This is a genomic window from Rhizobium sp. 3T7, from assembly GCF_020166565.1.
Taxonomy (GTDB): Bacteria; Pseudomonadota; Alphaproteobacteria; order Rhizobiales; family Rhizobiaceae; genus Rhizobium.
Genome location: NZ_JAIQXS010000004.1, coordinates 160,683 through 184,608 on the forward strand (window position 1 = coordinate 160,683; position 23,926 = coordinate 184,608).

Genomic DNA, 23,926 nt, shown 5'->3' on the forward strand with positions numbered 1-23,926 from the left:
GTCTCCTTGAACGTGCCTCCCATGGCATTTCGGGCTTGCTGGAGATTTTCGCGAGCCGCGTCTGCGCGCGGATTTCCGAGTCTAGGCCCTTTATAGAAAGTAAATATTTTTTCTTTCTAGTCAATATCCCTTTACTTTCGGCAGGTGTTTTGTCAGCATAATTCGAGTGCTGGGAGGCACATCGCTACGCCGAGAGGATTGCATGCGAGATCTCCATCCGACGATCGCCGGAGTGCGGCCCCCTTCGGCGAGCATAATCCGCTATCCCGGCATCACGGCATTGCCGCCAAATACAGAACGCTACCGCTGCAAGGGTGGCGGATCGCTCGTTATGCGCGTCGAGCCGGGTGATCATATCACGGTGACCGACAGCGAGGGCGGACAGGCCTGCGAACTGTCCTTCCTCGACACGACGGGCAAGTTCCAGGCCGCCGGCTTGGGAACGGCCTTCACCCATGCCGCGGAAGGGCTGAAATCCATCCTATCTTCCAGCGACGAGAGCGCGGCAAGAACCCGCGGGGCATTGCAACGCCGTGGCGCCGATCTCTCGAAGGCCGGGGCTCTTCGCATCCTTGGAACGGCATCGCCTGCCGGCAGCACGGCCGAGTTCACGACTACCCTGACAGGCCTGTTGATCGTCACGGCACCGGGCGACGCCATGTCACCGGAGGCACAGGACACCACGACGCCGATCGAGATTAGAATCCGGCGCAGCCAACTCATCCGCGACTATGCCTCCGCCCTGCCGGAACCGCTGGCAGACCCAATCGAGGATATCCGTATCAGGGCGGCCACGGCGTCCGCCTATTTCGTGCGCGCCGGCGAATTCATCCAGATCATCGACGTCTACGGCCGGCAGTGCACGGACTTCCAGGCCTTTGCTGCCCGCAAGGTGGACAAGGGGTTCGATCTCGCGCTCGATTCCACCGTCACCCGCACACTGCTCGGCCGCAGCTATCCCGCGCCCGGCCTGCCCTCGAAAGCCTTCGATCGCGACTTCGAGCCGCTGGTGGAGATCGTGCAGGATATGGTCGGGCGTCACGACGCCTTCGCGACCGCCTGCAATTCCCGTTATTATGACGACATGGGCTATCCTGGCCACGTCAATTGCACCGACAACTTCAACGCGGCGCTGGCACCCTATGGCATTGCCGGCCGCAAGGGCTGGGAAGCGCTCAACTACTTCTACAACACCAATATCGACCACCATAATCAGCTCTATCTCGACGAACCTTGGTCGCGGCCGGGCGATTATGTACTGATGCGGGCGCTGACCGATCTCATCTGCGTCTCCTCCTCCTGCCCCGACGATATCGACGCTGCGAACGGCTGGGATCCGACGGATATTCACGTCCGCACCTTTTCCGGAAAAGAGAAATTCACACGAGCGGTAGCCTATCGCATGACCCCTGACGCCGACGCCGAACTGACGCGCGAAACCGCGTTCCACCCTCGCCTCTCCGCACTGACGCGGGATTACACCGAATATCGCGGCTACTGGCTGCCGAACCGCTTTGCCGCCGAAGGCCCGGTCGAGGAATATTGGGCCTGCCGTGAACATGCTGCCGTCATCGATCTCTCGCCACTTCGCAAGTTCGAGGTGACGGGGCCGGATGCCGAAGAGCTGCTGCAATATTGCCTGACACGCGATGTCCGCAAGCTATCGACCGGCCAGGTCGTCTATTCAGCCATGTGCTATGAAAACGGCGGCATGATCGACGACGGCACGCTGTTCCGGCTCGGCGACAAGAATTTCCGCTGGATCGGCGGCGACGACTACAGCGGCATCTGGCTGCGCGAACAGGCTGAGAAGAAGGGCTTCAAGGCCTGGGTGCGTTCCTCGACCGACCAGATGCACAATATCGCCGTCCAGGGACCGAAGAGCCGCGACATCCTGAAGGAGATCATCTGGACGGCGCCGCGCCAGCCGGCGATCGGCGAACTCGAATGGTTCCGCTTCGCCGTTGGCCGCATCGGCGACTTCGAGGGTGCTCCCGTCGTCGTCTCGCGCACGGGTTACACCGGTGAGCTCGGCTACGAGATCTTCTGCCATCCCAAGGATGCTTTGACCGTCTTCGACGCCGTCTGGCAGGCGGGGCAACCGCACGGTCTGAAGCCCATGGGTCTCGAAGCCCTCGACATGGTTCGCATCGAGGCGGGACTGATCTTCGCCCATCACGAATTCACCGACCAGACGGATCCCTTCGAGGCCGGCATCGGCTTCACCGTGCCGCTGAAATCCAAGCAGGATGATTTCATCGGCCGCGACGCACTTATCCGCCGCAAAGAGAACCCACGCCACCTTCTGGTCGGGCTGGATGTCCAGTCCAATGAGGCGGTCGGCCATGGCGATTGTGTTCATATTGGCCGAGCACAGGTCGGCGTCGTGACCAGCGCCACACGCTCGCCGATCCTCGGCAAGACGATCGCGCTTGCCCGCATCGACGTGACTCATGCAGGCGTCGGCACCGCGGTTGAGATTGGCAAGCTCGACGGCCAGCAGAAACGCTTGCCGGCCGTCATCGTGCCGCTCTCACACTACGATCCGCAAAAGACGCGGCCGCGGTCCTAATCGCCTACTTCGTTTTGCGCTGCGCATTCGAGATCGCCCGTGCGGCCTCCTCCGAAGAGTTGGCCAGAGAACGCATCTCCGCCGCCAGCACGGCAAAGCCGGATCCAGCGGTTCCCGCTCTTGCGGCCTCAATGCCGGCATTGACCGCAAGCAGCTTCAGGTAGCGCAGCGACTGCAGGATCTCGTTGGTCTTGGACGCCGTCACCCGCATGCCGGAGGTCTGTTCGTCGATGCGTTGATAGAGCGACTCGATATTGATGATGCTGCCTTCGAGATAGAGCAGTTCCCCGGTCTCGTCCCATACGCCGCCGCCGGTCTCCGTCACCCAGATCAAGTGGCCGTCGAGATGGCGTATCCGGTACTCCATCGTCCAGTCGGCTCGGCTTTCCAACGCCTTGCCGACAACTTCGTCCATGAGCGGAACATCCTCCTCGAACATGATGGAGGTGAAGGTCCGCGCCCGGTTGCCGACGATCTCGTCGGCGGGGTAACCGAAGATGCGTTCGATGCCGTTGGTCATCTCCAGCATCGTATAGTTCTCATCGGCGCGGCAACGATAGAGAAAGCCGCTCATGCGGCCGAGAACGCTCGTTTGGAAATCCATGAAGACCATGCCCGAGGAAAAAGAGTTGCAGATCAAGGTGCTTCGTCTTGTTTCAAACACACCAGAAAGGGCCGCGACGAACGGCCCCTTCGGGTTACGCAGTCTTACGAGATCCTCAGTTACGCAGATATTCCTCCATCGAGTCGTCGAGCGCCTCGACCCAGGGCGTGTGATGCTTCGGCGACATATTGCCGGTCATCAGTGAGCGATAGGCATGGTCGCGGAAACCCATGATGTTTTCCGCCTTGTGGTGCTCCCACTCCATGAAGGTCTTGTTCGTGCCTTCGATGTCGAAGCTCGGATAGTCGGTGTCGGCAAGCAGCTCCTTCACATAGTCGCCCTGATACCAGATCATCTGCTCGGCATCTTCCAGCGTCTCCTCGCGGGCACGCCACATATCGAAATTCGCCTTCAGCTCCTCTTCCTTTGGCAGCTCGATGCGGCCCATCATCACGTCGCGCGCCCACCAGGCCTGCACGTCGAACATGTTGAAGGTGTAGAACTGGTCCTGCATGCCGATATAGAAGAGCTGCGGATTCTTGTCGAAGATCACGCCCTTATAGAGGTGATCGGCCCAGAGCCGGTTGGCTGTCTTCAGGCGCAATTCATCGGGCAGGAAGGGAAAATGATGCTGATAACCGGTGCAAAGGATCAGCGCATCGACATCCTTGGATGAGCCGTCGAGGAAATAGGCCGTCTTGTTCTCAAGCCGTGTCAGCAACGGCCGTTCCTCGAAATTCTCCGGCCATTTGAAGCCCATCGGCTTCGAGCGATAGCTCGTCGTCACCGATTTGGCGCCGTATTTCCAGCATTGCGAGCCAATGTCTTCGGCCGAGTAGCTGCGGCCGACGATAAGGATGTCCTTGCCCTTGAACTCCAGCGCATCGCGGAAGTCATGGGCATGCAGCACACGGCCGTTGAAGGTCTTCACGCCCTCGAAATAGGGAACGTTCGGCGTCGAAAAATGGCCGCTCGCGACCACGACATAGTCGAACTCCTCGTCATACATCCGGTCTTGGGCGCGGTCATGCGCCGTCACGGTGAACTTCTTCGTCTCCTCATCGAAGCGCACCATGCGCACCGGTGTGCTGAAGCGCACCCACTTGCGCACATCCGCCTTCTCGACGCGGCCCTTGATATAGTCCCAAAGCACGGCGCGCGGCGGATAGGAGGCAATCGGCTTGCCGAAATGTTCCTCGAACGAATAATCGGCGAATTCCAGGCATTCCTTCGGGCCGTTCGACCAGAGATATCGATACATGCTGCCATGGACCGGTTCGCCATATTCGTCCAGGCCGGTGCGCCAGGTGTAATTCCAAAGTCCGCCCCAATCGGACTGCTTTTCGTAGCACACGACTTCCGGAATCGCTGCGCCCTTTTTCGCCGCCGATTGGAAGGCTCGCAACTGGGCCAGTCCCGAAGGACCGGCGCCGATAACGGCAACTCTTGTCATGAAGCATTCCCCTCTCGATTATATCGAAATTCTTGTCGCATGCGGTCCGTCTGGCGCGTCGTTCCAGCGTCAATCCGGGAAGAAGCCGGGGCTGGTCGAGGCCCCGTCGTCGTATTTTGAAAGCCAGTCGATTGTGGTTTCGCGGAACCGCGTCAGGCCTTTGTAGTCCACGAGTTCCGGCGGCAGGGTCCGTAGCACGCGCGGAAAGCGGCGCGCCCACTTCGGCACGGTCACGAGCTCGTTCATGTTCATCAGATAGCAGCGGATGACGAAGAGAATGGCGTTCGAACGCGGCAGACGCCAAAGGCTCTGCAGTTCGACGCGCAGATGCACCTTCTCGCCGACATTTTCCGGCGTCACGGTCGTGCGGTCAGGACCCCATTTGGGATAGTTCTCAGGACTGGTATCGAGGCGGGGATTGATCGTCATCGTCCAGTTGAAGCGTCGCGTCGGCTTGCCCTGCTGTAGGTTCAGGAGGAACTTCAGCGCGCGGTCGAAGACGCCGATCTGATGGGCGAGTGGCACCGGCCCGTGCCATTCCATGAAATTCATGCCGATGTCGAAATCGAGCGACCAGTCGGCCTGCGTCGTCACCATGCCGGCATCCATCCAGAGGTTGCCGTCGCGCTGGTCGACGATGCAGAAGTCGCCCTGGGCCTGGCGGGTGATGTATTCGAAGGGCTCGTAGGGCAGCGTTGAAGCATCGCCGAAGGTGAAGCTATCGTCGATGCCGAGCGGCCGGTTGATCCAGCGCCACTGGTCGCCGTTCTTGATCAGCGTGAAATGCTCGGGGTAACCGGCGGCCTGCTCCTCCATCAAAAGCTCCAGCGTATCCCATTGCGCCGTCATCATATGGGCCAGCGCCTGATAGCGCAGCGGATCTTCCTTCAACACCAGCGCCCGGTCGTGCATCTCGGCGACATAATGCTCATCGACATCGATCAGGCTTTCGTAGACGGTGCCCGCCTGCCCCTTCACATGCGGTTCCATGTTGACGGAATACATGTACTCGTCGCGATCGAAGGGGAACGGAAAGCGCCGGATGTTTTCCGGACTGTTCCGGTAGCTGAAATCGTCCCGGAAGGTTTCCTTTTTGAAGGCGATTGCCATGTCCGTTCTCCTGGTTCGGCCCGATGCCTAGAGGTCGAGATGCAGCGTGTTTCCCTCGAAGCGGGAGACACAGATCATCACCTTGCGGCCGGAAGTCTTTTCTTCATCGGTCAGATAGACGTCATTGTGCAAAAGCTTGCCGTCGCAGGCGGCAACACCCGTCTCGCATTGCCCACAGGCCCCGCCGCGACAGAGGAAGGGCGCGTCGACACCGGCGGCCTCGATCGCCTCCAGCATGCTCTCGTGATGGCCAACATGAACCGTTTTGCCCGAGCGTGTCAGCTCGATCGAGAAAGGCTTGCCGGGCTGCGAGGACAGGAAGCGCTCGGAGTGCAGGTTCTGTTGCGGCCAACCGGCCTCGATACCCGTTTTCAGCACGCCGTCGATCATGCCCGACGGACCGCAGACATAGAGATGCGTGCCGAGCGGCTGGCTTTCGAGAAGACGGGCGACGGGGATGAAATTGCCGTCAGCGTCGCAATAGATCTTCACCCGCTGCGGGCCATATTGTTCGACAAGTTCGCGACAATAGGCCCCGCGATCCAGCGAGCGCACAGCATAATGCAGCTCGAAATTGGCGCCTTGGCGGGAAAACTGCTGCATCATCGCAATGAAGGGCGTGATGCCGATGCCGCCGGCGATCAGGAGGTGTTTGCGGCCGCGCCAATCCGGCTGGAAGAGGTTGACGGGATAGCTGACCTTGAGTTGATCACCTTCTCGCACCTTCTCATGCATGAAAGCCGAGCCGCCACGCGAATCCTCGACGCGCAACACGCTGATCTCATAGGCCGAACAATCATGCGGCGGCGACATCAGCGAATAGGCGTTGCGGCGCATATGCCCTTCATCGTTCATCGAAACGATCACATGCGCGCCGCCGGAGAAGTAAGGCATCGGCTTGCCGTCGAGGCGCTCGAAGCGAAAGCGCTTGATGCGGTCGGCAATCGGAGTGACCCTCGCAACGCGCACCGGAATTTCCGTACCACCGCTCATAGGAACAGCTCCTCTGGATCGGGCGCGCTGCCGGGCTCTTCCGCATCGATATTGACCCCCTGGAAGGCGCCGAGGCGGCGCGAATAGTGATCACGCACCAGAAGCGGAAGGCTGCAATGGCTGCACGTGAACGGACTGTGGGTGACATCCTCGGTGATGCCCTTGCAGTGGACGCATTGCACGCGGCGGGCGAGCGAACCGCGATGTTCCGTGATGATCGAGGCATGGTCCATGTCGTAGTCGAGCGCCGCCATCATCGCCTGGCCGATGAAGCCTTCCGTGCCGGCGATGTAAAGCCGCGTCCCCATATGGGCTGTCGAAAGCGACCCCTTCAGACGAAAGAGCAGCGTTGCGATGGTCGGCGCCGTGAAGAACATGTCGGCGCCGAGATTGCGCAGGGTCTCGTCATGGCCCTTACCTTGAGAGCCGCGCGCAACGTAGAGAATTTCGCTTCGCGACAGCGTCGTCTCGTCAAGCACGGAGCTTTGATCGAGAAGAGCACGAGCGCCCTCCCCTTCGAGAGCGAAGAGGTGCCGACGGGCATGCGGCTGAATTGCTAGACCACGGTAAACCGGTCGGCTCTTGATGCCTTCGACAAGCATGAGCGCCTCCCTAGCCGATGGCCGTCCTCTTCTTCTTTTCGGGATCGTCGAAGGGCAGAGTATGAGCAATCGCACTTGCCCTCAGGCTCTTGCCACGCACTTCGAGCTTTGTGCCTTGAACGGCCTTGTCGACGTCCAGACGGGCGATCGCCATCGATTTCTTCGTCAGCGCAGAGTAGCAGGGGCAGGTGATGACACCGACCTTTTTGCCATCGGCATAGACCTCGTCGCCAAGATCGGCCGGGCCATCGGCATCGATCAGCATGCCGAAAATCTTGAAACGTTCCTTGCCCTTGAGACGGGCGTGCTCCTCGGCGCCTCTGAAGCCGGCCTTGCCGGGGCTGACGGTGAAGTCGAGACCGAGTTCCCACAGGCTGTCGCCGGGTGGCTGGTCGGCAAAGGGGTACATCTGCGAGTTATCGTAGGGGTAGAAGAGCAGATAGCTTTCGACGCGCAGCATATCGAGAACGCTGAAACAGCAGGGGATGATCCCCATCTCCTTGCCTTCCGCGACGATGCGATCCCAGACCATCGGGGCATCCTGGCCGCGCACGAAGATTTCGTAACCGCGCTCGCCGGTATAGCCGGTGCGCGAGATCATCACAGGAGCGCCGAACAGAGTCGTCTGCATGTGATGGAAATATTTGAGGTCGCGGATGCCGGGCACATATCTGGCGAGATAATCGACGGCTACGGGACCTTGAAGCGACAGATCGTGAAGATCGTCGTCGAAGAGGACCGCGCAGTTGCGGCCGGCTGCCTGCTTGACGAGCTCCTCGTGGCCGGAGCCCGAGCCATGCACCAGCATCCAGGAATTCGGTCCGGTGCGATAGACGATGCAGTCATCGGTGAAATAGCCGCGATCATTCAACATCGCAGCATAGACCGAGCGGCCGGGATAGATCTTCGACATGTCGCGGGTGGTGATGTAGTCGAGCACGGCGATGGCGTGCGGGCCGACCAGATGCACCTTCTTGAGGCCGGAAACGTCCATAATGCCGGCCTTGGTGCGGATCGCGACATGTTCGTCCGACATGTCCTTCTCGTAGGTCCAGGCGGTACCCATGCCGCTCCAGTCTTCGAGTTTCGATCCGAGAGCACGGTGCCGGTCCGCCAAGGCGGAGAAACGCCATGATAATGCCATTTCGTTCCCTCATTTTCTTCTATGGAATATTTATTTCCTGACTATAGTCGTCTTTCATGCCTTGGCAAGCCGATCCGAGTGGTTTTTTGTTATCTCCCGGCTGGCTTTTCCTCAAAATTTCGGCGGCTTTCTGCCCGCGGCGCGATGGGCTGCGATGACGGTATTGGCCATCAGCATGGCAATGGTCATCGGCCCGACGCCACCCGGTACCGGCGTGATGGCCCTGGCGACTTTGGACGCCTGCGCATAAGCGACATCGCCGACCAGACGGCTCTTGCCCTCGCCCCGTTCCGGCGCATCGATGCGGTTGATGCCGACGTCGATCACAGTCGCACCCGGCCTGATCCAGTCAGCCTTGACCATCTCGGGCCGGCCAACCGCAGCCACCAGAATGTCTGCGCCGCGTGCCACGGATGCCAGATCCTTGGTGCGCGAATGCGCCGTCGTCACTGTGGCATTGGCGTTGAGCAGCAGTTGCGCCATCGGCTTGCCGAACAGGTTGGAGCGGCCGATGACGACGGCATTGAGACCCGACAGGTCCTCGCCATGGATCGAACGCACCAGCAGCATGGCGCCGGCCGGCGTGCAGGAGATCAGCCCGGTTGCGAGATCGCCGGTCGCGAGCTTGCCGGCATTGACCACATGCAGGCCGTCGACATCCTTTTCCGGCAGGATCGACTGGATGATCGCGTCCGAACTCAGGTGCTTCGGCAATGGCAGCTGCACCAGGATGCCGTGGATGGACGGATCCTCGTTTAGCGACGCCACCAGGCCTGCAAGCGCTTCCTGCGTCGTCTCTGCCTCAAGCGTGTGCTGGATGGAGTTGAAGCCGCATTCCTTGGCCATGCGCCCCTTGGCGCCGACATAAGTGTGGCTCGCCAGATCGTCGCCGACGATGACGACCGCAAGTCCGGTCTTCACACCGGTCTCCTTCTCCAGTCCCGCCGCTGCATTCTTCACCGCCTCGATTATCGAAGCCGCGGCAACCTTGCCATCGATCACTGTTGCAAGCGTCATGTCTCAGCCCATGCGCTCGGAGGCGTATGATCCCGGGCTTGCCGGGAAGACAACGGTGCGATTGCCGTTGAGGAAGGTGCGGAAATGGATATGCGCATGGACCGCGCGGGCCAGCACCTGGCTCTCCACGTCGCGGCCGATCGACACATAGTCCTCCGCCGACTGCGCATGCGTGATGCGCGCCGTGTCCTGCTCGATGATCGGACCCTCATCCAGATCCGCCGTCACATAATGCGCCGTGGCGCCAATCAGCTTCACGCCACGCTCATAGGCCTGCTTGTAGGGATTGGCCCCCTTGAAGCTCGGCAGGAAGGAATGGTGGATGTTGATGATCCGGCCCGACATCTTCTTGCAGAGCGCGTCCGACAGCACCTGCATATAGCGGGCGAGCACGATCAATTCGGTGCCGGTCTGCTCGACCAGATCCAGAAGCTGGGCTTCCGCCTGCGGCTTGTTCTCCTTGGTCACCTTGATGTGATGGAAGGGGATGTCGTGGTTGACCACCACCTTCTGGTAATCGAAGTGGTTGGAGACGACGCCGACGATGTCGATCGGCAGCGCGCCGATCTTCCAGCGGTACAGCAGGTCGTTGAGGCAATGGCCAAAGCGCGACACCATCAAAAGCACCTTCATGCGCTTGTGGGCATCGTGGATCTCAGCCTCCATCTCGAACTTGCCGGCGATCGACTTGAAGCCGTCGATCAGTGTCTCCTGACCCACACCTTCCTCGGAGATGAAGCTCACCCGCATGAAGAACTTGCCGGTATCGAGATCGTCGAACTGCGAACTGTCGACGATGTTGCAGCCCTGATTGGCCAGATAGTTCGATATCGCCGCAACGATCCCACGCGTCGAGTGGCACGATACCGTCAATACGAATTTCATCATGCTGTCTCTTCCCTTGCCATTCGAAGCGCGCAGACTGTCATTGGCCGGGTTCCCGGTTCCGGCCCTTTGCGTCGCGATTTTCAAGCGTCGTGCCACTGGCTCAGACGTCAAGCGTAGTCTCGCGTTCCCACTGCGTGAAATGCGAGCAGTAGGAATTCCATTCCTGCTGCTTGAGCTTGAGATAGGCGGCGGAGAATTCGGCTCCGATCGCAGCCTTCAGGCCCTCGTCGGCATCATAGGCACGCAATGCATCAAGCAGGTTGAGCGGCAGGCGCGGCGCATCCTTCACCAGATGGCCCTCGGCATACATGTCGATATCGTGATGCGGGCCGGGATCGGCCTTGTTGCGAGTGCCGTCGAGGCCGGCGGCAATGATGATCGCCTGGAGCAGGTACGGGTTGACCGCACCGTCCGGCAGGCGCAGCTCGAAGCGGCCGGGGCCCGGTACGCGCACCATATGGGTGCGGTTATTGCCGGTCCAGGTCACCGTGTTCGGTGACCAGGTGGCGCCCGACGTCGTACGCGGCGCGTTGATGCGCTTATAGGAGTTGACTGTTGGATTGGTGATTGCGGCGAGCGACGAAGCATGTTTCATGATGCCGCCAAGGAAGTGCCTTCCCTCCGCCGAGAGGCCGAATTCCGCTTCCCTGTCGGCGAAGATGTTGGTCCTGCCGTCATTGCTCCACACCGAGATATGGCAATGGCAGCCATTGCCGGTCAGGCCCTTGAAAGGCTTCGGCATGAAGGTGGCGCGCAGCCCATGCTTCTCGGCGATCGACTTGACCATGAACTTGAAGAAGGAATGCTTGTCAGCCGTCTTCAGCACATCGTCGAACTCCCAGTTCATCTCGAACTGGCCGTTGGCGTCTTCATGATCGTTCTGATAAGCGCCCCAGCCGAGTTCCAGCATGTAGTCGCAGATCTCGGCAATCACATCATAGCGGCGCATGATGGCCTGCTGGTCATAGCAGGGCTTTTCGGCGGTATCGTATTCATCCGAGATTTTCCCGCCGTCAGCTGTGATCAAGAAGAATTCGGCCTCGACGCCGGTCTTCACCCGCTTGCCCTCGGCCTCGGCTTCCTTGACCAGCTTCTTCAGTACATTGCGCGGCGCCTGGGCGACCAGCTCGCCATCCATCAGCAAATCGGCGGCGACCCAGGCAACATCCTTCTTCCATGGGAGCTGGATGACGGAGGATGGGTCCGGCACGGCGAAGAGGTCTGGATGGGCGGGCGTCATGTCGAGCCAGGTGGCGAAACCGGCAAAGCCCGCGCCCTCTTCCTGCATGCCCGCGATCGCCTGCGCCGGCACAAGCTTGGCGCGCTGGCCGGAAAACAAATCAGTATAGCTGATCATGAAATATTTGATGCCTTTGTCTTTCGCAAAAGCAGCAAGGTCCAGTGTCATTCTTGTTCCCCTTTGGATTTCTTAGAGACACCTCGATTTTGATGCGATGCCGCCGGGCGCTTCGGCCCGACGGTGAAATTCAGTAGCCTCCCTTGCCCGGATACCAGTTGGTGCCCGCAAGCGGGATTTGCGCCATGGCGGCAGCTTCCATCGTCAGCGCGCAGAGGTCTTCCGGTTCGAGATTATGCAGATGATTCTTGCCGCAGGCGCGTGCAATCGTTTGCGCTTCCAGCGTCATCACCTTGAGATAGTTGGCAAGGCGCCGACCGGCCACGATCGGGTCGAGCCGCTTTGAAAGCTCCGGATCCTGCGTGGTAATACCGGCTGGGTCTTTGCCTTCATGCCAGTCGTCATAGGCACCCGCCGTGGTGCCGAGTTTCTGATATTCCTCCTCCCAGCGCGGATCATTATCGCCGATCGCGACCAGCGCTGCCGTGCCGATGGCAACCGCGTCCGCGCCAAGCGCTAGCGCCTTTGCAACGTCGGCGCCGGAACGAATACCGCCGGAGATGATCAGTTGCACCTTTCGGTGCATGCCCAGATCCTGTAGCGCCTGAACCGCGGGACGAATGCAGGCAAGCGTCGGCATGCCGACATTTTCGATGAAGACGTCCTGGGTCGCGGCCGTGCCGCCCTGCATGCCGTCAAGCACGACGACATCGGCACCGGCCTTCACGGCCAAAGCCGTATCGTAATAGGGACGCGCGCCACCGACCTTCACATAAATGGGCTTTTCCCAGTCGGTGATTTCGCGCAGTTCCATGATCTTGATTTCAAGATCATCTGGGCCGGTCCAGTCCGGGTGTCGGCAAGCCGAGCGCTGGTCGATGCCTTTCGGCAGGTTGCGCATGTGGGCGACGCGGTCAGAGATCTTCTGGCCGAGCAGCATACCGCCGCCGCCGGGCTTTGCACCTTGCCCGACGACCACCTCAATTGCATCTGCGCGGCGCAAGTCCTTCGGGTTCATACCATAGCGCGAGGGAAGATACTGATAGACCAGCGTCTGCGAATGGCCGCGCTCCTCGTCTGTCATGCCGCCGTCGCCCGTCGTGGTGGACGTGCCCGCAAGCGTAGCGCCGCGGCCGAGCGCTTCCTTGGCGTTGCCCGATAGCGCCCCGAAGCTCATGCCAGCGATGGTGATCGGCGTCTTGAGCGTGATCGGCTTCTTGGCAAAGCGGCTGCCGAGAACGACCGTCGTGTCGCATTTCTCGCGATAACCCTCAAGCGGATAGCGCGAAATCGATGCGCCCAAAAACAGCAGGTCGTCGAAATGAGGGACCTTGCGCTTGGTGCCGGCACCGCGAATATCGTAGATACCGGTTGCTGCGGCGCGGCGGATTTCAGCCAGCGTATGATCGTCGAAGGTTGCAGACTTGCGCGGCGGCGTAAGCGGGTTGTGATAGCTCATGGTGTCCCTTTCGCCTTAATACGCGTCTGCATTGTCGATGTTGAAGTTGTAAAGCTTGCGCGCCGATCCATAGCGCTTGAATTCGTCCGGTCTGACACCCCTGACCCCCGCCTTTTCAAGAAGCTCGGCGAGCTTCTCGATATGCTCGGGACGCATCTCCTTCTCGATACAATCGGAGCCCAGGCTTTTCACCGAGCCGCGTACGAAAAGCTTGGCTTCGTAAAGACTGTCACCCAGCGCATCGCCAGCGTCACCGAGCACGACCATGTGTCCCGACTGCCCCATGAAGGCCGACATGTGGCCGATATTGCCATGCACAACGATATCGATGCCCTTCATCGAGATGCCGCAGCGCGAAGCCGCATTGCCCTTGATGACCAGAAGGCCTCCCTGACCGGTTGCCCCTGCATACTGGCTGGCGTCACCCTCGATGACAACGGTGCCCGACATCATGTTTTCTGCGACGCCCGGTCCGGCCGAACCATGCACGATGACCGTGCCGCCGTCGTTCATGCCGGCACAATAATAGCCGACGGATCCTCTGATATCGACGGTGACGGGCGTGTCGATGCCGACGGCGACGGCATGATGGCCGCGAGGGTTGACGACTTCGAAGGCGGTATCATTGGCGCCGACCGCAAGGCTGTGAAGCATGCTGTTAAATTCGCGCAGCGAAGTAACGGATAGATCGAAAACTGGCATGAAAGAACTCTCTCGATTGCGCCAAGGCTGGATTAGGCGGCCTTTTCGTGATCCCAGAAATAGACGGTGGCCGGCTCCGGTTCCCAGATGCTGGCATTCTCGATGCCCGGCAGGTTTACGAGCGCACGATATTCGGAGCCGAAAGCGACATACTGATCGGTTTCGGCCATGACGGCCGGCTTGCAGGCGATGGGATCACGAACGACGCCAAAGCCGGACTTCGTGCCGACGACGAAGGTGAAGAAACCGTCGAGATCGCTGAGCGCACCGGTCAACGCCTCGCCGAGGTCCTTGCCCTTGGCCATCTCGGCCGTCAGATAGGCGGCGGCGACTTCGGAATCGTTCTGTGTTTCGAAGGTCATGCCCTCGCGCACGAGTTCGCGGCGAAGATTATTGTGATTGGAAAGCGAACCGTTATGGACCAGGCATTGGTCTGATCCAGTTGAAAACGGATGGGCGCCAAGCGTGGTCACGGCCGATTCCGTTGCCATGCGGGTATGGCCGATGCCATGCGTTCCGGACATGGAGGTTACACCGAAACGCGAGATGACGTCCTTCGGCAGGCCCGTCTCCTTGTAGATCTCGATGGCATCGCCGCTGCTCATCACCCGGACATCGGGCCGTAGCGTCGCGATCGCCGCCCGGCCCTCGTCGAGTTTCTCCTTCGCAAGCGCAATAACGGCATGCGTGCTCTTTACCTCGACCGACACCGGCGTATCCAGCGCGCGCCTCAGCTCGTGCTCGAGGCCGTCGAAGTCCTTTGCCGGGCTGGCCGACTGGATCGTGATCTTCGCCTTGTTGCCATTGGCGCCGCCGTAAATCGCAATGCCCGCGCTATCAGGCCCGCGATCAGTCATCGTGACAAGCATTGACGAAAGAAGCGAGCCGAGCTCCGGCTCGAGGCTTTTGTCTTTCAGGAAGAGACCTACAATTCCGCACATGATCAGACCCTCCATTTCGCGTCTGCAAAATGGCTAGCAGGTCTATTTTTGGATTTCAACCCAAAAGAATATTTTTTTCTTTTGAGGCAAATTATTCATTCTTGCCGCGCTGTGGATAGCTGATGATCGACAGGTATTTGCTCGGCAATTTCACCAGCACTTCCGGGCCATGCGGTGCGTCCGCATCGAAGAACAGGCTATCGCCGGGCTGCATGGGGTAAAGCTGATCGCCATGGCGATAGACCACCTCGCCTTCGAGCATGTAGAGGAACTCCATGCCCTCGTGCTGGAAGGTCGGGAACACATCGGAATCGGCCGTCAGCGTGATGAGGTAGGGCTCGACGATGACGCCGCTCGAATTATTGTCGATGTGGCCGAGCAGATTATATTGATGGCCAGCGCGCGTGCCGCGCCGCTCCAGCTCCACGCCCTGCCCCGCCTTGACGAAGACGGCATTGCGCTGCTCTTCGTAGCGACGAAAGAACGCCGTCAGCGGCACGCCGAGGGCGCGGGAGAGCGATTGCAGTGTTGTCAGCGACGGCGAGATATTGCCGTTTTCGATTTTCGAAAGCATGCCGAGCGAAATTCCGGTTGCCGCGGCCAGATCCGTCACCGTGATGCCGAGCTTCTTGCGATAGGCGCGCACCTCGTGGCCGATCGCCATTTCAAGATTGTTTACCTTCGGTTCGCGAACCGCATGCGGATCCTGCAAGAATGCTGGCCGTGCGGTATGCGAATGGTCCTCGCTCGACGTCTTGTGCGGCTTGGTCTTCATTCACGATCCTTTTCCGATATTGCCTATTGCAACTCTATCTTCCCAGTGAAATTTTCTCAACTATGACGAAAGTCACGCCTGGCGGGTTTCACTTGGAGCGATGCCATAGAGATTGCGATAGGCTCGCGAGAAATGGGCGCCGCTTGAAAAGCCTGTCGCGATGGCGATTTCGGAAATCGAAAGCGGGCTTTGTTCGAGCAGCCGCCGCGCATGCTGCAGCCTGATGCGGCGATATTGATCGAGGAACGTCGAGCCCAGATGCGCAGCAAACAGCCGGTCTAGATGGCGCGGCGTGACGCCTGCAATTCGCGCCATGGCGGTGCGGTTAAGCGGCAGTTCGATCGTCTCCTCCATTTTCTCCAGCACACTTAAAAGACCGGGATGGTGGACGCCGTAGCGCTCGGCCAGAGACCCTCGCTGCGGCGCCGTCGGCTCCCCCACCTGTGTGTGCAGATACCAATCGCTGACGCGGCGGGCGAAATCCGGCCCCATACGTTCGGAGATCAGCACATGCATCATGTCGAGCGGGGCGATCCCGCCGCCGCAGGTGATGCGGTTGCCGTCGACGACGAAGCGGGCCTGACGCGGCGACAGGGCCGGAAAAGCCTCGAGCAGCGCCGGAGCGTGCTCCCAATGGATGGTGAAATCGCGCTCTGTCAAAAGACCGGCCGCGGCCAGCAGATAGGGACCTCCGGAAATGCCGCCGATACGCACCCCCTCACGCGCCAACTGCCTCAGACAGGCCAGTACAGCCGGATAATGCCAGTCGCGTGGAGTGCCGCCGGCACATACGAAGACCGTTGCGAGCCCGGAGCCACGGCCGGGAAGCGGTGCCGCCGGCACGGGCACGCCACCGGACGACAATGCCGGCGCACCATCCGGCGAGAAGGTCGACAATCGATAGATCTCGCGTCCGGCCAGCAGATTGGCGGCGCGCAGCGGCTCGCTCGCCGAGGCATAGGACATCAGCGCAAACTCCGGGATCAGGATGAAGCCGATATGCTGAACGTTTCTCGCATCGATCGAAGACATGTCCCTTTTCTATCGAAATATGTCCTGAATAGGCAAGTCGGCAAATGCCGTTCTGCCATCATGAGCGCAACTCCACTTGGATGAATCGATGCGCTATTCCGCTCTCTCCATTTTCCTCAACGGTCTTCGCGGCAATGCCGGCTGGGCTCCGGCCTGGCGTCAGCCGGCGCCGAAGCCGCACTATGACGTCGTCATCGTCGGTGGCGGCGGTCATGGGTTGGCGACGGCTTATTATCTCGCCAAGATCTTCGGCATCACCAATGTCGCCGTGCTGGAAAAGGGCTATCTCGGTTCCGGCAATATCGGCCGCAACACGACGATCATCCGCTCGAACTACCTGCTGCCCGGCAACAATCCCTTCTACGAGCTATCGATGAAGCTTTGGGAAGGGCTCGAGCAGGATTTCAACTACAACGCCATGGTCTCGCAGCGCGGCGTGCTCAACCTCTTCCACTCCGACGCCCAGCGCGACGCCTATACACGGCGCGGCAACGCCATGCGGCTGCACGGCGTCGATGCCGAATTGCTCGACCGGGCGGCAGTACGCCTGAAACTCCCCTTCCTCGATTTCGACAATGCCCGCTTCCCCATCATGGGCGGCCTGTTCCAGCCGCGCGGCGGCACGGTGCGCCACGATGCGGTCGCCTGGGGCTATGCCCGCGGCGCCGACAGCCGCGGCGTCGACATCATCACCGGCTGTGAGGTAACCGGCATCCGCAGCGAGAACGGCCGCGTAACCGGTGTCGAGACCAGCAAGGGCTTTATCGGCTGCGGCAAGCTGGCGCTGGCGGCCGCCGGAAATTCCACTGTCGTCGCCGACATGGTGGGGCTGCGCCTGCCGATCGAAAGCCATGTGCTGCAAGCCTTCGTCTCCGAAGGGCTGAAGCCGTTCATCGATACCGTGGTCACCTTCGGCGCCGGGCACTTCTATGTCTCGCAATCGGACAAGGGCGGCCTCGTCTTCGGCGGCGATATCGACGGCTATAATTCCTATGCCCAGCGCGGCAATCTTTCGACTGTCGAGCATGTCGCCGAGGCCGGCGTCGCCCTGATCCCTTCCTTGACCCGCGTGCGCTACCTGCGCGCATGGGGCGGCGTCATGGATATGAGCATGGACGGCTCGCCGATCATCGACCGCACCCATATCGACAATCTCTATCTGAACGCCGGCTGGTGTTACGGCGGCTTCAAGGCGACACCCGCCTCCGGCTACTGCTACGCCCATCTGATCGCCCGCAACGAACCGCACGAGACGGCGCGGGAACTGCGCCTCGACCGGTTCCAGCGCGGTTACCAGATCGATGAAAAGGGCGTCGGCGCCCAGCCGAACCTGCATTGAGGACATGACGACATGGCAAGCCTGATTTCCTGCCCTCACTGCGGCATTCGTCCCAAGGAGGAATTTACCATCAAGGGCGACGCAAGCCTTGCTCGCCCGGCTCCCACTGCCGGTCCCGACGCCTGGTACGACTACGTCTACCTGCGTGACAATCCGAAGGGGCGGCACAAGGAATATTGGCACCATTCCTCCGGTTGCCGCCGCTGGCTGGTCGTCGAGCGCGATACGGTTACCCACCTGGTCTACGGCGTCAGCGACGCAGCCCTTGCCAAGCTCGGAGATCAGGCATGACCAGTTTCCGCCTTTCTTTCGGCGGCCGGATCGACCGCTTCAAGAGCATCCGTTTCAGCTTCGACGGCGCCGATCTCACGGGCCACCCCGGCGATACGCTCGCCTCCGCCCTGCTTGCCAACGGGATCCAGCTCGTCGGGCGCAGCTTCAAATATCACCGGCCGCGCGGCATTCTGACGGCGGGTGCGGCCGAACCCAACGCGCTGGTGACCACCGGAGCCGGAGGCAGGACGGAGGCCAACAGCCGCGCCACGATGATCGAACTGCACGAGGGGCTGGTTGCGCGCAGCCAGAACCGCTGGCCCTCGCTCGGCTTCGATGTCGGCGCCGTCAACGGACTGCTCTCGCCCTTCCTCAGCGCCGGTTTCTACTACAAGACGTTCATGTGGCCGGCCGCCTTCTGGGAGAAGGTTTACGAACCGGTCATCCGCAAGGCCGCCGGCCTCGGTAAGGCATCCTATGAGACGGACCCCGATTCCTACGAGAAATGCTGGGCGCATTGCGACCTGCTCGTCATCGGCGCGGGGCCTGCGGGGCTCGCCGCCGCGCTGACGGCAGGACGCGCCGGAGCGCGCGTGTTGCTTGCGGACGAAGGATTTGCCCTTGGCGGCAGCTTCCTTACTGATCGCGAATCACCACTTGGCGACATTCTGAACGAACTCGAAAGCCTGCCGAACATCCAGTGCCTGCCGCGTACGACCGTCATCGGCTGGTATGACGACAACGTCTTCGGCGCCGTCGAGCGTGTGCAGAAACATGTCGCAACGCCCGATGCGCACCGGCCGGTCGAGCGCCTTTGGCGCATCATCGCCAGGCAGGCTATTCTTGCCACCGGCGCCGAAGAGCGGCCGCTCGTCTTCGGTGGCAACGACATTCCAGGCGTCATGATGGCGGGCGCCATGCGCAGCTATCTGAACCGCCATGCGGTCGCACCGGGCAAGCGGACCGTTGTCTTCACCACGAACCGGTCCGGCTACCAAACGGCAGCCGATCTCGAAGCGGCAGGTATCGAAGTCGCCGCCATCGTCGACAGCCGCGCTGGGGCAAGCGACGCTTGGAACGGCAAAGCGCCCTTATTGTCAGGTGCCCGCATCATCGATGCGCATGGCGGCAAGCAGCTGCGTCGGGTTAGCATTGCGACGGCCTCAGGAATACAACAGGTCGAAGCCGATGCGCTTGCCATGTCCGGCGGCTGGAGCCCGATCATTCACCTTGCCTGCCATCGCGGTGGAAGGCCGGCCTGGTCCGACAAGCATGCAGCCTTCCTCGCGCCGGAGCGGCAGGAGGGATTGCTAATCGCGGGTTCGGCTGCCGGTCTTGCCTCAACGGATGCGTGCCTAGGTGACGGCGCGCGCAAGGCAGTAGAGGCGCTGGAGGCGATCGGTCTCGCCAAGATCGAGCCTGCCTTCCTGCCGGTGGAAGACATACAGGCTTCCGCCTCACCGCTCTGGTCCGTCAAGGGTGGCAAGGGCAAGGCCTTCGTCGATTTCCAGAACGATGTCCACCTCAAGGACCTCGGCCTTGCCGTGCGTGAGGGTTATGGGCATGTCGAGCTTGCCAAGCGTTATACGACGAACGGCATGGCGACCGATCAGGGCAAGCTCTCCAATATCAACGCGATCGGCATTCTCGCCGAGGCCCGTGGGGTGTCGCCCGCCGAAGTCGGCACCACGACATTCCGGCCCTTCTATACGCCGGTCTCCTTCGGCGCCCTTGCCGGTTCATCGCGCGGCAAGCACTTTCAACCCGCGCGCAAATCACCTTTGCACGACTGGGCGAAGAAGAACGGCGCGGTCTTCGTCGAGACCGGGCTCTGGTATCGTTCCTCCTGGTTCCCGCGCGAGAGCGAAAAGAGTTGGCGCGAGAGTGTCGACCGCGAGGTGCTGAACATCCGCAAGAATGCCGGCATCTGCGATGTCTCGACACTCGGCAAGATCGAGATTTTCGGCAAGGACGCGGCGACCTTCCTCGACCGCATCTATTGCAACGGCTTCGCCAAGCTTTCCGTCGGCAAGGCGCGCTATGGCATCATGCTGCGTGAAGACGGCATGATCTATGATGACGGAACCACCAGCCGTCTCGGTGAGGAGCATTTCTTCATGACGACGACGACAGCCCTTGCCGCCGGCGTGCTGACCCACCTCGAATTCTGCGCTCAGACGCTTTGGCCTGAGCTTGAGGTCTACTTTGCCTCCTCCACCGACCAATGGGCGCAGATGGCGGTCGCGGGGCCGAAATCCCGGGCGATCCTCTCCGAGATCGTCGATGAGGACATATCCGATGCCGCCTTCCCATTCATGAGCGCACGCGCGGTCACGCTGTTCGGCGGCAAGCTCGAGGGCCGGCTCTTTCGCATCTCGTTTTCCGGCGAACTCGCCTATGAGCTCGGCGTGCCCGCTGCCTATGGCGAGTCCGTCGCCGATGCCATCATGCGGGCGGGGCAGAAGTACGAGATCTGCCCCTATGGTGCCGAGGCGCTCGGCGTCATGCGTATCGAGAAGGGCCATGTCACCCATGCCGAAATCAATGGCACCGTTACGCCGGGTGATCTCGGCTTCGCCCGTTTGGTCTCCGCGACGAAGGCCGATTTCATCGGCAAGGCGATGCTTGCCCGCGAGGGTCTTCAGGCCACCGACCGCCCACAGCTCGTCGGCGTCAAGCCACTGGATCCGGCGACAAGCTTCCGCACAGGCGCCCATATCCTTGCGGACGGCGCAGCAGCAACGCTGGAAAACGATCAGGGCTATGTGACGTCGAGTGCCTTTTCGCCGAGCCTCGGTCACACGATCGGTCTGGCACTGGTCAAGAACGGGCCGAAGCGGATCGGCGAAAAAGTCTTGATCTGGAACGGCCTTCGAAATGAATTCACCGAAGGGCAGCTCTGCAGCCCGGTCTTCATCGATCCTGAAAATGAGAAGCTCCATGCCTGATCTTCCAGAAAAAAGCTCGGTCCTTGCCGGCAAAGCCATTTCGCAAGGTCCGGGCCTCCGGCTCGAGGCCCGGCCCGAGGGCCATCTGCTGCAGGTGATGGGAGCGACAACGACCGAAGGCCTCGAGGCACATCTTTCAGCGGCTGGTATCAAGGACAGCGCCGTGCGCCCGGCCGGATACCGGCAATGGTTCATCGCCGGCAACGATATCCTCTCCACGGCCCTTATTCAGGATTTTTCCAACGCTCTTGCCGGTAGCGCCTTCGTCTCTGACCAGAGCCATGGCCGCGTCCGCATCGGCGTCTGCGGCCTGCTTGCCGCCGAATTACTGCGCAAGGGCACGGCGATCGACCTTCATCCGTCAGCCTTCCCTGAGGGACGCGCCGTGGTGACGCTCTTCGGCCACATATCGGTGCAGGTCGCACGCACCGGTGCTGACGACTTCGAGCTGACGGTGCTGCGCAGCTTTGCGGAATCTCTGTACGATGAGCTCGAGGTACTGGCGCTATCGCTGGGTGGCGCGCGCGTTGCATCTTGAATGCTGATTTCCACTGAGAACCGACCCGGCGTTTCCGCCGAGAATTGACCCGCTTCTTAGACCGTATGTTTCGGGTTAGTGGTCGTGGCCAAGTTCTTGGAGTGCCCCACTTGGGGTGGACAGAGAGATCAGGCTGCGGTTTGCCCGTCAGCCGGATATGTTGATCCTCGAACTGCCTGGGGCTGAGATACCCCAGCGCCGGCTGCAGCCTTCGTTTGTTGCAAGTCTCCTCAATGAAGCAGGGAAGATGCTCGATGACATCGTCGTAGGTTTCGGACGCCATCGGGTAAACTGCTTCTACCTTGAGCGTCTTCACGAAGCTTTCGGCTTTGGCATTATCATACCGATTGCCTTTGCGTCCCATGGACCCCACCAGTCTATGATCGCTGAGGTGGCGACGACTGCGGGCGACAGCTTCAAATACCCGGATGGGAAGGAATTCTGCGGCACGATTGAGGTGCGCTAGGTGCCCGCGACGGGGAACGGTGCCAGACGATGTCCGTGGCCATGTTGGGTGTTCGGTCGTGCCTTGGAAACGGCGGAGACGCTATGCCACGGCGGCGCTAAAGCTCTTGCTCAAACTCGCCGCGGGTTTCCGGACTTTCAAGAAAAAGATTGGATGCCGCTTGCTTGGAAACGATGCTCAGATAATCGTGACTCCCGCGCGCTTGCCATAGCCTCTCAACTCCAGAAGAAGATTGGGGTTTGTGGCAACATCAGGAGGTTCTCGAACGCTACTTTGCGCGACTGATAAGATGCGCGGCGCTTCTGTGCGCAGCGCCGGCCAGTTCGTGCTCAAACATTAGGCAATTGCTGTTGAGTGTACACAGTCATGAATCGCTCCGGACACAGAAATGATGAAAATCAATAGTTTATAATTTGGCACACCTCTTGCTTCGAAAATACTGAGTTGGTGGCTAGGGTTCCGGCGCTTCAAGAGCGTGCTGGTCCGAGAGCTGCCGTCGGCGGGGGAGAAATCCCGTCGGGTGCACGGCGGGACAAAAGCCCGGGAGACCTCGTAAGCCAAGGGATTGGCGGCACGATGGTCATTGCCGATCCCTTTTTGAAGAAAAGCAAAAGGGGAATTTCAATGCAGACTTTTTCGAAGATCCTTTCCATCACCGCCCTCTCCGCCTCGTTGGCGCTGGGATTTGGCTCCACCGCCAGGGCCGAGCAGAAGACCGAATTCAAGGTCGCGTGGTCCATCTATGTCGGCTGGATGCCCTGGGGCTATGCCGCCGATCACGGCATCGTCAAGAAATGGGCCGACAAGTACGGCATCAAGATCGATGTCACGCAGTTCAACGACTACGTGGAGTCGATGAACCAGTACACGGCGGGCGCCTTTGATGCCGTGACACTGACCAATATGGACGGCCTGTCGATCCCGGCCGCCGGCGGCGTCGATACGACCGCCGTCATCGTCGGCGACTTCTCGAACGGCAATGACGCGGTCATCCTGAAGGACAAGGCAAGCCTTGCCGATATCAAGGGCCAGAACGTCAACCTCGTTGAATTCTCCGTCTCGCACTACCTCCTCGCCCGCGCGCTCGAAGGCATCAAGCTGACAGAGCGCGACGTGAAGGTGGTCAACACGTCCGACGCCGACATGGTCGCCGCCTACAAGACGCCCGATGTCACCGCCGTCGTCACCTGGAACCCGCTGGTGTCGACCATCCTGGAAGACCCGACCGCCAAGAAGGTCTTCGACAGCTCACAGGTGCCGGGCGAAATCATCGACCTGATGGTCGCCAATAGCGGCGTGCTGAAGGACAATCCGAATTTCGGCAAGGCGCTTGCCGGCATCTGGTATGAGACGGCCGCCCTACTGCGGGCCGATACCGTGGAAGGCAAGGCAGCCCGCGAGGCCATGGGCTCGGCGTCCGGCACAGACCTCGCCGGTTTCGAAACCCAGCTTGCCGCTACCAAGCTCTTCGACAAACCGGCTGACGCCGTTGCCTTCACCGCCTCGCCCAACCTGCCGAAGACCATGGATCTGGTCCGCAACTTCCTCTTCGAGAAGGGCCTCCTGGGCAATGGCGCTCCGTCTGCCGACGTCATCGGCATTGAAATGCCCGACGGCAAGGTTCTGGGCGACAGCGGCAATGTGAAGCTGCGCTTCACGGAGACCTACATGAAGGCAGCCGCCGACGGTTCGCTCTGACCGCAACAGGAGGCG

Annotated in this window: 21 protein-coding genes and 1 riboswitch; of the genes, 7 read left to right on the forward strand and 14 right to left on the reverse strand. The window is 60.7% G+C overall.

What is annotated here, in order from left to right:
• Positions 1–202 precede the first annotated feature (202 nt).
• Positions 203–2,572 (forward strand): DUF1989 domain-containing protein, encoded by a 2,370-nt coding sequence (locus K9B32_RS08135; RefSeq protein WP_224561439.1) that lies wholly within the window; start codon positions 203–205, stop codon positions 2,570–2,572.
• Between the two features lie 4 nt (positions 2,573–2,576).
• On the opposite strand, the gene K9B32_RS29025 is transcribed toward K9B32_RS08135, so the two are convergent.
• From K9B32_RS29025 to K9B32_RS08210, 14 genes are all read right to left on the reverse strand, one after another.
• Positions 2,577–3,176, reverse strand: coding sequence for a PAS domain-containing protein (locus K9B32_RS29025; RefSeq protein ID WP_318013319.1), 600 nt, complete (start codon positions 3,174–3,176; stop codon positions 2,577–2,579).
• Positions 3,177–3,291: 115 nt separating this feature from the next.
• Complete coding sequence (locus K9B32_RS08150) at positions 3,292–4,629, reverse strand: NAD(P)-binding domain-containing protein (RefSeq protein WP_224561440.1); 1,338 nt, start codon at positions 4,627–4,629, stop codon at positions 3,292–3,294.
• Between the two features lie 69 nt (positions 4,630–4,698).
• Positions 4,699–5,739 (reverse strand): heme-dependent oxidative N-demethylase family protein, encoded by a 1,041-nt coding sequence (locus tag K9B32_RS08155; RefSeq protein WP_224561441.1) that lies wholly within the window; start codon positions 5,737–5,739, stop codon positions 4,699–4,701.
• A 27-nt stretch (positions 5,740–5,766) separates the two neighbouring features.
• On the reverse strand, positions 5,767–6,732 hold the full coding sequence (locus tag K9B32_RS08160; RefSeq protein ID WP_224561442.1) for a PDR/VanB family oxidoreductase: 966 nt from the start codon (positions 6,730–6,732) through the stop codon (positions 5,767–5,769).
• Positions 6,729–7,334 carry a dimethylamine monooxygenase subunit DmmA family protein gene (locus K9B32_RS08165; protein ID WP_224561443.1) on the reverse strand — a complete coding sequence of 202 codons (606 nt, stop codon included), beginning with the start codon at positions 7,332–7,334 and terminating at the stop codon, positions 6,729–6,731. The genes K9B32_RS08160 and K9B32_RS08165 overlap by 4 nt, the downstream gene beginning before the upstream one ends.
• Before the next feature lie 10 nt (positions 7,335–7,344).
• Positions 7,345–8,478: an aminomethyltransferase family protein gene (locus tag K9B32_RS08170; protein ID WP_224561444.1), complete on the reverse strand. Its 1,134-nt coding sequence runs from the start codon at positions 8,476–8,478 to the stop codon at positions 7,345–7,347.
• A gap of 111 nt (positions 8,479–8,589) precedes the next feature.
• The gene (locus K9B32_RS08175) at positions 8,590–9,495 is read right to left on the reverse strand and encodes a bifunctional methylenetetrahydrofolate dehydrogenase/methenyltetrahydrofolate cyclohydrolase (protein ID WP_224561445.1); all 906 of its coding nucleotides are present in this window, start codon (positions 9,493–9,495) and stop codon (positions 8,590–8,592) included.
• Between the two features lie 3 nt (positions 9,496–9,498).
• Positions 9,499–10,383 (reverse strand): formyltetrahydrofolate deformylase, encoded by an 885-nt coding sequence (gene purU / locus K9B32_RS08180; RefSeq protein WP_224561446.1) that lies wholly within the window; start codon positions 10,381–10,383, stop codon positions 9,499–9,501.
• A gap of 100 nt (positions 10,384–10,483) precedes the next feature.
• Positions 10,484–11,791, reverse strand: a complete 1,308-nt coding sequence (gene glnT, locus K9B32_RS08185; RefSeq protein ID WP_224561447.1) for a type III glutamate--ammonia ligase — start codon at positions 11,789–11,791, stop codon at positions 10,484–10,486.
• A 79-nt stretch (positions 11,792–11,870) separates the two neighbouring features.
• Positions 11,871–13,199: an FMN-binding glutamate synthase family protein gene (locus K9B32_RS08190; protein ID WP_224561448.1), complete on the reverse strand. Its 1,329-nt coding sequence runs from the start codon at positions 13,197–13,199 to the stop codon at positions 11,871–11,873.
• A 15-nt stretch (positions 13,200–13,214) separates the two neighbouring features.
• Complete coding sequence (locus tag K9B32_RS08195; protein ID WP_224561449.1) at positions 13,215–13,901, reverse strand: GXGXG domain-containing protein; 687 nt, start codon at positions 13,899–13,901, stop codon at positions 13,215–13,217.
• Positions 13,902–13,933: 32 nt separating this feature from the next.
• Positions 13,934–14,842 carry a class II glutamine amidotransferase gene (locus tag K9B32_RS08200; RefSeq protein ID WP_224561450.1) on the reverse strand — a complete coding sequence of 303 codons (909 nt, stop codon included), beginning with the start codon at positions 14,840–14,842 and terminating at the stop codon, positions 13,934–13,936.
• A gap of 91 nt (positions 14,843–14,933) precedes the next feature.
• On the reverse strand, positions 14,934–15,617 hold the full coding sequence (locus K9B32_RS08205; protein WP_224561451.1) for a helix-turn-helix domain-containing protein: 684 nt from the start codon (positions 15,615–15,617) through the stop codon (positions 14,934–14,936).
• Between the two features lie 72 nt (positions 15,618–15,689).
• Entirely contained in the window at positions 15,690–16,649 is a 960-nt protein-coding gene (locus tag K9B32_RS08210; RefSeq protein WP_224561452.1) for a GlxA family transcriptional regulator, read from the reverse strand.
• Positions 16,650–16,737: 88 nt separating this feature from the next.
• Here K9B32_RS08210 and K9B32_RS08215 point away from each other — a divergent pair, with 88 nt between their 5' ends.
• The 6 genes from K9B32_RS08215 (at position 16,738) to K9B32_RS08240 (ending at position 23,911) form a co-directional block, all read left to right on the forward strand.
• Entirely contained in the window at positions 16,738–17,988 is a 1,251-nt protein-coding gene (locus tag K9B32_RS08215; RefSeq protein ID WP_224561453.1) for a sarcosine oxidase subunit beta family protein, read from the forward strand.
• Positions 17,989–18,000: 12 nt separating this feature from the next.
• Positions 18,001–18,279 carry a sarcosine oxidase subunit delta gene (locus tag K9B32_RS08220; RefSeq protein WP_224561454.1) on the forward strand — a complete coding sequence of 93 codons (279 nt, stop codon included), beginning with the start codon at positions 18,001–18,003 and terminating at the stop codon, positions 18,277–18,279.
• The gene (locus K9B32_RS08225) at positions 18,276–21,209 is read left to right on the forward strand and encodes a sarcosine oxidase subunit alpha family protein (RefSeq protein WP_224561455.1); all 2,934 of its coding nucleotides are present in this window, start codon (positions 18,276–18,278) and stop codon (positions 21,207–21,209) included. The genes K9B32_RS08220 and K9B32_RS08225 overlap by 4 nt, the downstream gene beginning before the upstream one ends.
• On the forward strand, positions 21,202–21,747 hold the full coding sequence (locus K9B32_RS08230) for a sarcosine oxidase subunit gamma (RefSeq protein ID WP_224561456.1): 546 nt from the start codon (positions 21,202–21,204) through the stop codon (positions 21,745–21,747). Before K9B32_RS08225 ends, K9B32_RS08230 begins: the two co-directional genes overlap by 8 nt.
• Before the next feature lie 115 nt (positions 21,748–21,862).
• Positions 21,863–22,213 (forward strand): hypothetical protein, encoded by a 351-nt coding sequence (locus K9B32_RS08235; protein WP_224561457.1) that lies wholly within the window; start codon positions 21,863–21,865, stop codon positions 22,211–22,213.
• 440 nt (positions 22,214–22,653) lie between these two features.
• Positions 22,654–22,762: riboswitch (guanidine-I (ykkC/yxkD leader) on the forward strand.
• A 75-nt stretch (positions 22,763–22,837) separates the two neighbouring features.
• Complete coding sequence (locus K9B32_RS08240) at positions 22,838–23,911, forward strand: putative urea ABC transporter substrate-binding protein (protein ID WP_224561458.1); 1,074 nt, start codon at positions 22,838–22,840, stop codon at positions 23,909–23,911.
• The last annotated feature ends 15 nt before the right edge of the window (positions 23,912–23,926 follow it).

Coding starts and splice junctions, on each gene's coding strand:
- K9B32_RS08225 (WP_224561455.1), top strand. CDS start 18,276: ATGACCAGTTTCCGCCTTTCTTTCGGCGGCCGGATCGACCGCTTCAAG.
- K9B32_RS08240 (WP_224561458.1), top strand. CDS start 22,838: ATGCAGACTTTTTCGAAGATCCTTTCCATCACCGCCCTCTCCGCCTCG.
- K9B32_RS08170 (WP_224561444.1), bottom strand. CDS start 8,478: ATGGCATTATCATGGCGTTTCTCCGCCTTGGCGGACCGGCACCGTGCT.
- K9B32_RS08160 (WP_224561442.1), bottom strand. CDS start 6,732: ATGAGCGGTGGTACGGAAATTCCGGTGCGCGTTGCGAGGGTCACTCCG.
- K9B32_RS08190 (WP_224561448.1), bottom strand. CDS start 13,199: ATGAGCTATCACAACCCGCTTACGCCGCCGCGCAAGTCTGCAACCTTC.
- purU (WP_224561446.1), bottom strand. CDS start 10,383: ATGATGAAATTCGTATTGACGGTATCGTGCCACTCGACGCGTGGGATC.
- K9B32_RS08205 (WP_224561451.1), bottom strand. CDS start 15,617: ATGAAGACCAAGCCGCACAAGACGTCGAGCGAGGACCATTCGCATACC.
- K9B32_RS08195 (WP_224561449.1), bottom strand. CDS start 13,901: ATGCCAGTTTTCGATCTATCCGTTACTTCGCTGCGCGAATTTAACAGC.
- K9B32_RS08150 (WP_224561440.1), bottom strand. CDS start 4,629: ATGACAAGAGTTGCCGTTATCGGCGCCGGTCCTTCGGGACTGGCCCAG.
- K9B32_RS08175 (WP_224561445.1), bottom strand. CDS start 9,495: ATGACGCTTGCAACAGTGATCGATGGCAAGGTTGCCGCGGCTTCGATA.
- K9B32_RS08220 (WP_224561454.1), top strand. CDS start 18,001: ATGGCAAGCCTGATTTCCTGCCCTCACTGCGGCATTCGTCCCAAGGAG.
- glnT (WP_224561447.1), bottom strand. CDS start 11,791: ATGACACTGGACCTTGCTGCTTTTGCGAAAGACAAAGGCATCAAATAT.
- K9B32_RS08135 (WP_224561439.1), top strand. CDS start 203: ATGCGAGATCTCCATCCGACGATCGCCGGAGTGCGGCCCCCTTCGGCG.
- K9B32_RS08155 (WP_224561441.1), bottom strand. CDS start 5,739: ATGGCAATCGCCTTCAAAAAGGAAACCTTCCGGGACGATTTCAGCTAC.
- K9B32_RS08230 (WP_224561456.1), top strand. CDS start 21,202: ATGCCTGATCTTCCAGAAAAAAGCTCGGTCCTTGCCGGCAAAGCCATT.
- K9B32_RS29025 (WP_318013319.1), bottom strand. CDS start 3,176: ATGGATTTCCAAACGAGCGTTCTCGGCCGCATGAGCGGCTTTCTCTAT.
- K9B32_RS08215 (WP_224561453.1), top strand. CDS start 16,738: ATGCGCTATTCCGCTCTCTCCATTTTCCTCAACGGTCTTCGCGGCAAT.
- K9B32_RS08210 (WP_224561452.1), bottom strand. CDS start 16,649: ATGTCTTCGATCGATGCGAGAAACGTTCAGCATATCGGCTTCATCCTG.
- K9B32_RS08200 (WP_224561450.1), bottom strand. CDS start 14,842: ATGTGCGGAATTGTAGGTCTCTTCCTGAAAGACAAAAGCCTCGAGCCG.
- K9B32_RS08165 (WP_224561443.1), bottom strand. CDS start 7,334: ATGCTTGTCGAAGGCATCAAGAGCCGACCGGTTTACCGTGGTCTAGCA.